The sequence below is a fragment of the Acidobacteriota bacterium genome, assembly GCA_026707545.1.
Taxonomy (GTDB): Bacteria; Acidobacteriota; Thermoanaerobaculia; order Multivoradales; family Multivoraceae; genus Multivorans.
This window is the reverse complement of the sequence record JAPOWR010000001.1, coordinates 774,110-786,787: the sequence shown is the minus strand read 5'-3', so window position 1 is coordinate 786,787 and position 12,678 is coordinate 774,110. Positions and strand designations below refer to the sequence as shown.

The window sequence follows — 12,678 nt, the reverse complement described above, 5'->3', positions numbered from 1 at the left end:
GCGCCGCTAGAAATCGAAGCTCAGCCGCAACATCAGCCGGCGCGGATACTGATAGAGCGAGGGCACCAGGTTACCGTCCCTGAACGCAGTGGCCTGCCACCAGTCCCAGGCGTCTTCGTTCAGGGCGTTCAGGACCTGCAGATCGACGCCGAACGAGACGTCGCCACCGAGCGAGAAGTTGCGCCCGATGCCCAGGTCGAGCGTCGCGCTGCCCGGCATTCTCCGCTGGTCCTCACGCGGGGTCAGGGCGACATCGATCTGGCCCTGAGGCAGTTGGACCCTCTGGAAGAGTCCGTAGGGCCGGCCATCCTGAACCTTCAGCACCGCTGCTCCGCGCAGCTTCCAGGGCAGGTCGACCTGGACCTGGCCCGCGAACACCCAGGTTCGGTCTCCCTGCAACAGCCCTTCAGCGTTGATGTGGTGGTTCGGATCCACGCCCGACTGGGACGAGAAGAACGGTTCCGCCTGGCGCTGGTCGAGGTTCCGTGCCGTGAATCCCTCCGAGTTCGACCAGCCGAGCGATGCGTTCATCCCCCACCGGCCGACCTTCCGCTTGGTCAGGCTCACGAAGATGGCCTCGTAGTCCTGGTGGTACCTCGCACCGGGGGGCGCGTTCGCGCCCGGCCCCGGGCTGTTCCCCTTGCGCCGGGTCGGCTCCTCGACGATGCCGAAGAGCGTCATCGTTTCACCGGTCTCCGGATTCTCGAACGGCACTTCCTCGTAGACACCGTCGTCGAGGATGTGCCAGCCGATCAGGTTCGTGCCGCGCTTGACGACGAGCTCGGCGCCGAGGGTCAGCGTCTCGCTGAGCTGCTGCTCGTAGCCGAGGGCGTACTGGTCGTACTCGGGCGCCTGCATGTTCGGGTCCGGCTGAATGAGATTCTCGTCGGCGACCGTCCGGTAGACGTACCAGGGGCCGTTCCGGTAGTAGCTGAAGGCGTACATCGAGGGCGGCCGGTCGGGGTGAGGACCGTTCCACATGGCCGTATTGTTCGCCTCGAAGTACTTGCCGTAGGAGACGCGCAGCACACCCTGCCGCTCGCCTTCGCCGACCTGGTGGGCGATCCCGAGGCGCGGCGAGATGTTCTTCCAGTCGACGAGATCGTCGTAGGCGGGGTAGAAGTCACCGCTGAAGACGGCATTCCCCTTGCCGCCCCCGTGGGACAGCAGCACCTCGTAGGGCGGGATGCCTCCGTTGTCGTGGTCGTAGCGCACACCGAGGTTCAGGGTCGTCTTGCCGCCAAGGTTCCACGAGTCGTCCACGAAGAGCCCGAGAGAGGTCGAGTCGCTGCCGTAGTAGTGCTGCTGCCGGGTGTAGCGCCAGTAGAAGCTCTCGGCGAACTTCGCGTAGTAGAGACCGCCCGGGCCTGGGTAGAGCTGCGGCGTCTTCGTGGTCGCGTCCGTGAACTGGACGCCGAACTTGAACTCGTGACTGCCGGCGAGGTCATCCGCGAAGTGGGTCAGCTTGGCGCTGGTGCGGACCATCCCGGGACCGTAGTCGTACGGATACCTCGGTCCGCCGACGGTCGTGGGCACCGGCTGCGTGTAGTCCACGAAGGGCGGCTCCACACTGCCGGTGACCGAGGCCACCCGGTCGTAGTTGTCGAAGTCGGCGACGTTCACCTCGAAGAACGTCCGGTTCGAGAACACGGACTGCCACCCGAGGCGGAAGGATGGCCGGATGCCGAACTCGTGCGCCTGCGCGTCCTGGGAGAGGAACGGATCCGACGCCGCCTGCCAGTCGTAGTCCTCGTACTGGGCGCTGAGCGTCAAGGTGTTCGACGGGTTGAAGGTCCAGTCGAGCTTCAGCGCGGAGCGCTCCCAGAGGTCCGGCCGGACGAACTCCCGAATCGAGCCCGGCTCCCCGAGGGCGTCCTCCTTGTACTCGAGCGACAGGAAGTACCACAGTTCGTCCTGGACCAGCGCGCCGCCGAGCGCCAGGGTGAAGTTATTGAACTTGTCCCGATAGAAGCCGGTCTCCTCGCCGGTCAATCCGGCAACTTTCGGGCCCTCGGCGGTCAGCGAGTCGAACTGGCCGTAGTAGTTCAGGCGGCCGTCGAACTCGTTCGTCCCGGACTTCGTGACGATGTTGATCGCGCCGCCGGACATGCCGCCGTACTCCGCCGGGGCACCCACACCGAGCACCTGGACCTCCGAAATCGTGTCCGGGTTGATCCAGAACCACACGCCGCCGTAGTCGTGCAACGAGGAGTTGAGGCCGTCGAGGTTCCACGAGTTCGATACGCCGCCACTGCCGTAGACCGAGTACCTCCAGTCGCCGTAGGTCTGGTCCCGCCCCTGGAGCGTCACCCCCTTGGCCATGGCGGCGTAGTCCTGGAAGCTCCGCTTGGTCGGCAGGTCGTCGATGAACTCCTCGGTCAGGTGGGTGCTGATCACGTTGCTCGTCACGTCCAGGATCGGCCGCTCCGAGGTCACCGTGATCTCCTCCGAGGTCGCGGCGAGCTGCAGGACCATGTGCACGGTGCTGGTCTGCGAGATCGAGACGCGGACGTCCTCGACCGTCTCGTCCTCGAAGCCGTCGAGCGTTCCGGTGACGGAAACCGTGCCCGGTAGCAGCGCCGTGACGAGGAACTCGCCGTTGACGCCCGTCGTCGTCGAGCGGTCGCCGCGCACCAACGGCCCGTCGACTTCGATCATCACGCCCGGCAGCGGATCGCCGTTCGCGTCGCGCACCTCGCCGCGGACCGTGCCGACGTTCTGGGCCAAGGCCGGCGCGGCGATGAACAGAAGAAGTAACGGGACTGAAACCAACGGACGCATCTTCGACATGGTCACCTCCGGTTCTGTCGTGGAGCCAGCCTACTTTGACTGATCGAACGAGGTTGGATCTAGAGCAAAACCTGAAAGAACCTTAGGATTCCTAAGCGCCAGCGCAACCTCCCTGGCTCGAATAGTCTCGGCTCTGACCTGACTCTCCCGCGTTCCTCGAGTTCTCCATTGCTTTCGGCCCGTCTCCCGGCCCGTTCCCGCGTCAGGCCGGCGCTGGCTCCTGTCGTCGTCGCGCTGACGGTCTGCGCGCCGGCGGCCGGTCAGGTCGACGCCGATCTCAGCGAGCGTCCCTCGATCGCGGCGCTCGCCATCGACGAGCCGATCGTCTTGGACGGCCTGCTCGACGATCCGGCCTGGCGGCAGGCCGAGGTCGGCAACGGCTTCCGCCAGCGCGAACCCCGCGAGGGAGCGCCGGCCTCGGAGCGGACCGAGTTCTCCATCGCCTACACCCAGTCGACGCTCTACGTGGCGCTGCGCGCCTTCGACCGGGAGCCGGAGAGGATCATCGCCAAGGAGATGGAGCGCGACGCGGAACTCGCCTCCGACGACTCCTTCGTTCTCGTCTTCGACACGTTTCTCGACGGCCGGAACGCCTTCGCCTTCGCCACGAACCCCAACGGCGCCCGGCACGATGCGCTGATCACCGACGAGGGGCGCGACGTGAATGTGGAGTGGGACGGTGTGTGGACCGTCAGGGCGCGGCGAACGACGGACGGCTGGACGGCGGAGATCGCGATTCCCTTCGCAACCCTGCGCTTCGATCCGGCGCTCGACCGCTGGGGGCTGCACGTGCAGCGGCTCATCCGCCGCAAGAGCGAAGAAGTGAACTGGGCGTATCTGCCCCGTTCCACGCTGCCAATCACCACGTCCGGCGTATCCCACTACGCGGCCTATCGCGTTTCCCTGGCCGGCAGCCTGACCGGCCTCGCGGGGCTCCGGCGCTCGCGCAGTCTCGACGTCAAGCCCTACCTGATCGGTTCCGCTTCCAAAGAGCCGCCGGTCCGCACCTCGGGGACCGACCTCGACGGCGGACTCGACATCAAGTGGGGAGTGAGCAAGTCCGTGGCGCTCGATCTGACCTACAACACGGACTTCGCCGAGGTCGAGGTCGACGATCTGCAGGTGAACCTGACGCGCTTCTCGCTCTTCTTTCCCGAGAAGCGGGACTTCTTCCTGGAGAACGCCGGCATCTTCGAGTTCGGCCCTCCCCAGAGAGTGCCGTGGATGCCCGCCCTGATGAAGGCCTTCTTCTCCCGCCGCATCGGGCTCGACGGCGGCGAGACGGTGCCGATGGATCTGGGGGCTCGTCTGACCGGACGGCTCGGGGAATGGAACTTCGGCGTCCTCGGGGTCGGCACGGGAGAGGCCGACGTCGGGAGCCGGAGCGTGCCGCAGACCGCCTTCTCCGTGGCGCGGGTTAAGCGCAACATCGGCCAGCGCTCCAGCGTCGGCGCGATCTTCACCCAGCGCGATCCCGCCGCCGCGGGAGCGCAGAACCTCTACGGCTTCGACCTGGAGCTCAAGCCGACCCAACTCCTCCAGCTCAACGGCTACTGGAGTCGCAGCGAGCGGCCGGGAGTCGACGGCGACGATGCTTCCTTCGGCGCAGGCGTCGGCTACCAGGGTTCCACCCTGACGACCTCGCTGGACTTCATCGAGTCGCAGCAGAACTTCGATCCGGGCGTGGGGTTCCTGCTGCGCGAGAACTTCCGCCTCTTCAACCCCCGCTTCATCTGGCAGCCCCGGATCGAACGGGCCGGCATCCGCTCCTGGTACGCGGAAGGCACGCACCGCCGTTTCGAGCGCTCGAGCGACGGACGCCTGGAGAGTGAGGAGACCGTCTTCTACCCCATCGGCATGGTCTTCAAGACGAACGACTTTCTTGAGTTGGGCGCGGTCCGGACGAAGGAGCGACTGTTCGCGCCGTTCGAGATCTTCCCCGGCGTGGTCATCCCGTCGGGCATGTTCGAGTTCGACGGCTGGGAGCTGCTGCTGCTCACCGACGCGTCGCGATCCGTGTCCCTGCGGAGTTTCAACTTCTGGGGCGAGTTCTACCAGGGCGACTGGGTTTCCGTGCGACAGCAGCTCAGTCTTCGCCTGTCACGCCTCGTTCGCGCCTCCACCACCTGGTCTCACCACAACGTCGAGCTGCCGCAGGGCGCCTTCGAGATCAACCTGTGGAGCCCGGGCCTCGACCTGTCGTTCACGCCCAACCTGCGTCTGAACATGATCGCCCAGTACAACGACGCCGCCGAGGACCTCGGCGTCAACATCCGCTTTCACTGGATCTACCGACCCGGGGCCGACATCTTCCTCGTCTACAACGAGAACTGGACGGCGCCATCGCTGAGGGAGCGACGCACGGAGGGCCGGCAGCTCATCCTCAAGGCGACCTATCTCTTCCAACGCTAGCGCGCCACAAACTGGGTGCGCCGGCCTTCCGGCCGGCATCCGGCGCGCAGCGCCGGCTTCCGGACCTTCTGGCGCGCTAGCGAGCCTGGATCTCCCGGCCCGACCGCACCGCCTCCATCGCCTCCGCCGTCCGGCCGAGGCGACTGAGTATGTCGGCCAGCACGAAGTAGCCGAGAGCACCCGCCTGGTGCGTTTCGTCCTGCTCGAGACCCGCCCGCACGAGTTCCTCCGCCCGCTGCAGATCGCCGCCCTGGTCCATTAGCAGCTTCGCCAGCAGGTAGTGCCCCTCGATGAACTCCGGATTCGCGTTCACCGAGGCCAGCCACAGCTCCTCCTGCTCCACCACGTCGCCCTCCCGGCCCAGCAGCCGGCCGAGGTTGAACAGCGTCCTGTAGTGCCACGGCATCCGGGCCAGCGCCTCCTTGTAGCGCTCGATCGCCCTCGCCGTCTCGCCGCGCTCCTCGTAGAGCACTGCCAGGTTGAAGTGCGGCTGCACCGGGCGATCGTTCGCCTGGATGGCCCGCTCGAAGGCCCTCTCCGCCTCGCCGACCCGCCCGGCGAGCGCGAGCAACTCGCCGTGCTGGTTGTGGACCAGCGCCGGGGCGTGCTCGTAGCGGGCCGCCGACTCGGCAACTTCCAGCGCTTCGGCCTGACGGCCAAGATCGACCAGGATGTCGGTGGAAGCGATCGCCGCCTTGCTGTCGTGCGGGGCCAACCCCCGGAGCCGCTCGAAGCCGACCAGGGCGTCCTCCGGCCGGTCGAGCCAGAGGTAGGAATCGGCCAGGCCCATGAGCGACGCCTGATGGTCCGGGTTGCGGGCCAGGGCATTCCGGAAGTACTCGATCGCCGCCTCGTACTCGCCTTCGCGCTGGTGCAGGTTGCCGAGCATCTGCTGGGCGTCGACTACCCCGGGATCGAGCTCGATGGCCTCCAGGAGGCGCTCGCGGGCGGCCTCCGTCTCGCCCTTTCCGATGTCGCTCTGGGCGAGCATGATCGCCCGGTGAACCGCGATCTTGCCCTTCGGGTCGGCCAGGCCGGAGAGGTCCTCGGGCGCCTCGGCGCGGCTGCCGCTGCCGGCGAGATAGCCGAGCGCCTGGAGCTGCGCCAGCGTCTCCTGGTCCAGGTCGGGCCGCGCGCTCTCGCCCGACGCGGACCCTTCGAAGCCGCGGATCATCCCGAGCAGACGATCGCGAAGCTGGCGTGCCTCCACGCGCGTGCCGCGCACGACGTTCTCCGTCTCACCTGGATCGTCGGCCAAGGAGTACAGCTCGGGTTCCGGCGCATCGATGAACTTGAGCGAGCCGGTGTGAATGGCGCGTAGCGGCGCCCAGTCGTAGTGATAGAGCGCGTAGTACGACTCGATGTAGGCGGAGCGGGCACCGTCGTCCAGCCCGAGCAGGAGAGGAAGCAGGCTGCGGCCGCCCTGGTGCGAGGGGACGGCGGGCGCCTCGACACCGAGCGCATCGAGAATCGTGGGCCGGAGGTCGACGTGGCTCACCGCGGCATCCACCCGGCGGCCTCCGAGACGGGCCTCCGGCAGCCGGACGATGAGGGGCACCCGGGCGGTGCTGTCGTAGACGAAGTAGCCGTGGAAGTACTCGCCGTGGTCGCCGAGCCCTTCACCGTGGTCGGCCGTGACGACCAGCAGGGTCCGCTCGAGCAGGTCCCTTCCCTCCAGCATCTCGCGCACTCGCCCGACCAGGCTGTCCGTGTACGCGACCTCCGCGTCGTACGGCCGCTCCGGATAGCGCGACGCGAAGGGCTCGGGCGCCTCGTACGGATCGTGGGGCTCGAACAGATGCAGCCACAGGAAGAAGGGAGAGCCAGCCGTCTCGTCGAGCCAGGCCTCCGCCTGGCCGATCGTCTCCGTCCCCTCGCGCTGAACGGATCCCATGTTCAGCATGCCCGTATCCTGGACCTTGAACTCGTCGTAGTAGCGGTCGAAGCCCCGGTCGATCCCCCATCTCCCGTCCAGAACGAAGGCGCTGATGAAGCCTCCCGTGCGCCTGCCGGCGGCCGACAGATCCTCGGCCAGCGTCGGCAGCCGCTCGTCCAGCGCGTAGCCGACGTTCTCGCGCACACCGTGGACCGGCGGGTAGACCCCGGTCATGATCGAAGTGTGCGCGGGAAGGGTGAAGGGAACCGTGGTCAGCGCGTTCTCGAACAGGATGCCTTCACTCGCGAGCCGGTCCAGGTGCGGCGTCTCGATCTCCGCGTAGCCGTAGGAGCCCAACCGGTCGGCGCGCAGCGTGTCGATCGTGACCAGGACGACGTTCCACGTCTCGGGGGACAGATCGCTGACCGCTTCGGTCCAGGCCGCGGCAACGGAAGGGCGCACAGCCGATTCAGCGGGCGCCGACGCTGCGGTGGACTCCGAAACCGGGGCCGCTTCCCTCTGGCAGGCCGCGAACAGAGCGACCGGAAGCGCCAGGGCCAGGGCACTCAACCCCCTGCGTCTGAACACGGTTCGCTTCTGTGTCTTGTTGACCACGGATAGGGCGCTCAGTACTATGAAAAGCCATCCTAACGGCAGCACGAAGCCTCCTGAGTTACCGAGAAAAGGTCGATCGACACGTCTCCCCCAAGACACAGGAAGGCTCCCACCCGGTTCCGGAACGTTCGCCGGGGCCTCTTAGAAATTCCTAAATTAGTTGGGGGATGAGGTTCCGCAGAAGGGAGAACCCGATGACCAGTAACTCTCTCAAGACGACCCCGATCGTGGCGCTCTGCGCGCTCGCTCTCGGCGCCGGCTTCCTTGCCTGCGCTCCCGCCGAAGAGGAAGCGGCGGAAGCACCGGAGGAGGCGCCCGCCGTGCGGGAAGTGCCGGCGCCGGTCGGAGAGATCGTCGTCATCCGGGGCGACAGCCGGGAGTACCAGGAACTCACTCCGGGCAACCCGACGTTGATGGTGTCGACGGAAGTCGGAGACCCCAACGCGATCGGCACGGTGGCGGGAACCACGGCCATGACTGCTGTCATTGCGCAGTACGAGAACTTCTTCCTCGAGGACTGGGTCTACACGTACGACGAGTACATCTACGGCCTCGAGGGCGGAGTCCTGACGCTCGAAACGGAGGACGAGGTGTTCGAGGTCGGTCCGGGTGACGGTCTGTGGATCCCCAAAGGTACCGTGGCGAAGAGGCTCGAGGCTGGCGAGATGGCCCCGAACCTCGTCGCCGTCTACCCGTTCGACTGGGCGCCCGCGGACGAGAACTGGTCGATGGAGGGCGAACCGGATCCGGTCGTCTTCGTCGCGGCCGCCGACCGTCAGATCGTCGAGTACGGACCGGGCATCTACACCGGGTCCGATGTCGGTCCCGCCAGCGCGCCCGGCGTCGTCGCGGTCAGCGACATCCTGCACTGCGCGGTCACGGTCCTGGACAACTTCGACACCCAGGAACAGCGCCCGATGATGTTCGACGAGTACCTCTACGTCCTCGAGGGAAGCCTGACGATCCTCTCCGGCGAGGACGCCCACGAACTCGGACCCGGCGACGCCATCTGGATGCCGAAGGGTGTGATGGTGCAGTATCAGTCCGAACAGTCGACACTGATGGCGATGATCTATCCCGCCAACTGGCAGGAGCAGATGGCCCAGGAAGCCGCGGAGGCTGAGGCAGCCGAGTAGCGACATCATCCGCCGAACCGCGAGAACCTGACAGGACTGCGGACGGCAAGGAGACTCTGCAGAATGAACGACCCGAACAGGGCCGCGGCCCGATTCTCTGTGCCCGAAGGGACAGGCGACAGGAAGGCGCGGCGCTTCGCCAGCGCCGTGGTGATCCTGGCGCTCCTGGCCGGTTCGCTACACGCCGAAGAGTGGACCTCCTGGCGAGGCCCCTACCAGAACGGCTATTCGCCCCAGACCGGTCTGATCGACACCTGGAGTCCGGAGGGCGAGAACCTGATCTGGCGCCAGGACTTCATCGCCCGCTCGACGCCGGTCGTGATGGGAGGGCGCGTCTTCGTCAACGGGCGCGCCGGTACCGGAATCCACGAGCAGGCGGTCATCGCCGCGTTCGACGCCGGCACCGGCGAACCGCTGTGGGAGAACCGCTACAACCTCTACCTGACCACTGTCGCGATGAACCGGGTCGGGTGGGCCTCACTCACTGGCGACCCCGAGACCGGCTACACCTACGCCCAGCTCGTCAGCGGCCTCTTCATCTGCCACGACCGCGACGGGAATGTGGTCTGGTTCCGGTCACTGAAGGAAGAACACGGACGCTTCGAAGGCTACGGCGGCAGGACCGCGTCCCCCGTGATCGACGAGGACCTGATCATCGTCAACATGAACAACGGAAGCTGGGGCAACCAGGGCATCCCCCGGCATCGCTACTACGCCTTCGACAAGCGAACCGGCGACGTCCAGTGGATGTCGACACCGGGCGGCACCATCTACGACCGGAACACGCAATCGATCCCGATCGTGACCGTGATCAACGACCAGCGTCTGCTGATCACTGGTAACGCCGATGGGCACATCTACGCCCTGCAGGCCCGCACCGGCAAGAAGGTCTGGGGGTTCAGCCTCTCGAAACGGGGAATCAACTCCTCGCCCGTGGTCGACGACCAGGGCAGGGTCTTCATCTCCCACAGCGAGGAGAACATCGACGAGGGCACCCTCGGCCGCGTGATCGCGATCGACGGCACGCTGAGCGGCGACATCACGAACACCGGCGAACTGTGGCGCTGGAACCGGAACAAGGCCGGGTTCCCGTCGCCGACCATCCACGACGGCCGCCTCTATGTGGTGAACAACTCCGGCAATCTGGCCGCGGTCGACACGGAAACCGGCGAGGTGTTCTGGGAACTCAGCATCGGCACGGTCGGCAAGGCATCGCCGGTGTGGGCCGACGGCAAGATCTACGCTGGCGAGACGAACGGCCACTTCGCGATCATTCGGCCCGGAGACACGAGCGCCGAGATTCTCGCCCGGCACCAACTGAAGGTGCCGGACGGCCGGTATGCGGAACTGTACGGCTCGGCGGCCATCGCCTACGGGCGCATCTACTTCACGACCGAGGAAGGCGTCTACTGCCTGGGCGACAGGGACGCGCCGTTCGAAGTCACTGCGTCCCCACTGCCGAGCCGAGGCGACGAGGGAGAAGCTGAAGGACCACCGGCGACACTGCTCGTGGTGCCGGCCGAAGTCAGGGCCAACCCCGGCGAGAGCCACGACTTCGAGGTGTTGGCATTCGACGCCCTCGGCCGGCCGCTGGGCGCGGTAGAAGCCGACTGGTCGCTCAAGGGGATCGAGGCGGATGTCGCGGGCAACACCCTTCGGTTCGCCGACGACGCGGGCTTCCAGGCCGGCGCCCTGGTCGCGACCAGCGGCGGGCTCGAAGCAGAAGCGCGCATCCGCGTCTTCCCGCCCCTGCCCTGGACGGAGGACTTCTCCGGCGGCAAGCAGGGGTACTGGATCGGCGGCGGCCGGTACGACATCGCCGAGGAAGACGGCGAGACGATCCTGGTCAAGCCCGTCGCCGAGCGCGGCCTGCTGCGCTCGCCGCTCCTGCTCGGGCCGCCCTCCCTGGGGAACTACACGATTCAGGCCGATGTCCGCAACTCGCAGAAGGGCCGGCGCCGTTCCGACTCGGGCCTGATCAACTCCGGCTACATCCTCGACATGATGGGCATCCACCAGCGCCTCCAGATCCGCTCCTGGTCGGCCCAGCTACGGGTCGAGCAGAAGGCCGACTTCGAGTTCGAGATGGACCGCTGGTACACGATGAAGCTGCAGGTGGAAGCAGCCGGCGACACCGCCGCGATCCGCGGCAAGGTATGGCCGCGCGACGAGGAGGAACCGGCCGAGTGGACGATCACGGCCGAGGATCCCCACCCGATCCGGAACGGTTCGCCCGGTCTCCTGGGTTACTCGCCGTCCGTGGTTTCCTACGACAACGTTCGCATCACCAGCAACTGAGCGAAGTGCAACCGATGAGCCAGCCAGAGAGGGCAAGACGAATCCACTGAACCCGAGGAGCAGAGCATGAAAAAGGGGACCGTTGTAGCAGCGTTCCTGATCTCGACCGGAGCCGCTGCGGCGCTGGCGGACGATCCGCCGGCCATGTTCGGCCTCACCCCTTCGCGCAACATGGTGTCGACCGAGACCGGCGTCCCGACGGACTGGGACATCCTGTCCGGCAAGAACATCAAGTGGAAGCAGAAGCTCGGCTCCCAAACCTACGCCGGGCCGATCATCTACGACGGCAAGGTCTTCGTCGGCACGAACAACGAGGGCGAGCGCCGTCCAGGCATCGTCGGCGACAAGGGGATTCTCATCGCCTTCCGCGAGAGCGACGGTGAACTGCTCTGGCAGGCCACGCACGACAAGCTGCCGGCCGGACGGGTCAACGACTGGCCGCTTCAGGGCATCTGCTCGACCCCCTACATCGAAGACGGCGTCGCCTACTACGTGTCCAACCGGGGGGAATTCGTGGCGGTCGACGTCGACGGCTTCGCGGACGGCAACGATGGGATGCAGGACGAGCAGTACGGCCACGAAATGGACGCCGACATCCTCTGGATCTACGACACGATCGCCGAACTCGACGTCTTCCCTCACAATCTCGCCGCCGGGTCGCCCCTGGTCGTCGGCGACGTCGTCGTCGCGACCACCGGCCAGGGCGTCGACGAGGGGCACATCAACATCCCCTCTCCGCTCGGTCCGAGCTTCGTGGCGCTCAACAAGCACACCGGCGAACTGGTGTGGGAGAGCGCCCACCCGGGCGAGAGCATCCTCCACGGGACCTGGTCCAACCCTGCAGCCGGCGTCGCCGGCGGCCGCGAGCAGATCGTCATCCCGGGCGGCGAGGGTGTCGTCTACTCCTTCGCGCCGGACACAGGTGAGCTCATCTGGACCTTCGACACGAACCCCAAGGACTCGGTGTGGGTACTCGGCGGCAAGGGCACCCGGAACAACATCATCTCCACCCCGGTCTTCCACCACGACGTGGTCTACATCGGCGTCGGCCAGGATCCGGAGCACGGCGAGGGTCCCGGGCACTTCTACAAGATCGACGCCTCCGGAACCGGCGACATCACCGAGACGGGCCAGATCTGGCACGTCGGCGGCGAGGACTTCCAGCGCACGATGTCGACCGCGGCCATCCACGACGGCCTGGTCTACATCGCCGATCTCTCGGGCCACGTCTACTGCTTCGACGAGGAAACCGGCGAACTCCAGTGGATGCACCACACCTACGCCGCGATCTGGGGTTCGACCTTCGTCGTCGACGGCAAGATCTACATCGGTGACGAGGATGGCGAGGTCGCGATCCTCGCGACCGGTCGTGAAGAGAACCTGATCAACGAGGTGTTCATGGAGGGGGCGGTCTACACGACACCGCTCGCCAAGGACGGCGTGCTCTACGTGGCGACCCGCTCGGAGCTCTACGCGATCGAAGAAGGGGCTCAGTTGTCAGCGGAGTAACGCCGCCAAACGCTCATTCCTTTGCGGTACGCTCCCGGATCG

6 protein-coding genes are annotated in these 12,678 nt (G+C 66.5%); 4 read left to right on the top strand and 2 right to left on the bottom strand.

The window, feature by feature from the left end; all coding sequences use genetic code 11:
* Nucleotides 1–6 precede the first annotated feature (6 nt).
* Nucleotides 7–2,790 (bottom strand): TonB-dependent receptor, encoded by a 2,784-nt coding sequence (locus OXG83_03135; protein MCY3964010.1) that lies wholly within the window; start codon nt 2,788–2,790, stop codon nt 7–9.
* A 168-nt stretch (nt 2,791–2,958) separates the two neighbouring features.
* Between OXG83_03135 and OXG83_03130 the strand changes: the two genes are divergently transcribed.
* On the top strand, nt 2,959–5,202 hold the full coding sequence (locus tag OXG83_03130; GenBank protein MCY3964009.1) for a DUF5916 domain-containing protein: 2,244 nt from the start codon (nt 2,959–2,961) through the stop codon (nt 5,200–5,202).
* 76 nt (nt 5,203–5,278) lie between these two features.
* On the opposite strand, the gene OXG83_03125 is transcribed toward OXG83_03130, so the two are convergent.
* Complete coding sequence (locus OXG83_03125) at nt 5,279–7,666, bottom strand: sulfatase-like hydrolase/transferase (GenBank protein ID MCY3964008.1); 2,388 nt, start codon at nt 7,664–7,666, stop codon at nt 5,279–5,281.
* A 221-nt stretch (nt 7,667–7,887) separates the two neighbouring features.
* Here OXG83_03125 and OXG83_03120 point away from each other — a divergent pair, with 221 nt between their 5' ends.
* The 3 genes from OXG83_03120 to OXG83_03110 all read left to right on the top strand — a co-directional run bounded on the left by OXG83_03120 (nt 7,888) and on the right by OXG83_03110 (nt 12,636).
* The gene (locus OXG83_03120; protein MCY3964007.1) at nt 7,888–8,829 is read left to right on the top strand and encodes an AraC family ligand binding domain-containing protein; all 942 of its coding nucleotides are present in this window, start codon (nt 7,888–7,890) and stop codon (nt 8,827–8,829) included.
* Between the two features lie 63 nt (nt 8,830–8,892).
* Nucleotides 8,893–11,127: a PQQ-binding-like beta-propeller repeat protein gene (locus OXG83_03115; GenBank protein ID MCY3964006.1), complete on the top strand. Its 2,235-nt coding sequence runs from the start codon at nt 8,893–8,895 to the stop codon at nt 11,125–11,127.
* Between the two features lie 66 nt (nt 11,128–11,193).
* Complete coding sequence (locus OXG83_03110; protein ID MCY3964005.1) at nt 11,194–12,636, top strand: PQQ-binding-like beta-propeller repeat protein; 1,443 nt, start codon at nt 11,194–11,196, stop codon at nt 12,634–12,636.
* The last annotated feature ends 42 nt before the right edge of the window (nt 12,637–12,678 follow it).

Excerpts from the sequence above, each read along its gene's own strand:
- OXG83_03135 (MCY3964010.1), bottom strand. The coding sequence starts at position 2,790 with ATGTCGAAGATGCGTCCGTTGGTTTCAGTCCCGTTACTTCTTCTGTTC.
- OXG83_03120 (MCY3964007.1), top strand. The coding sequence starts at position 7,888 with ATGACCAGTAACTCTCTCAAGACGACCCCGATCGTGGCGCTCTGCGCG.
- OXG83_03115 (MCY3964006.1), top strand. The coding sequence starts at position 8,893 with ATGAACGACCCGAACAGGGCCGCGGCCCGATTCTCTGTGCCCGAAGGG.
- OXG83_03110 (MCY3964005.1), top strand. The coding sequence starts at position 11,194 with ATGAAAAAGGGGACCGTTGTAGCAGCGTTCCTGATCTCGACCGGAGCC.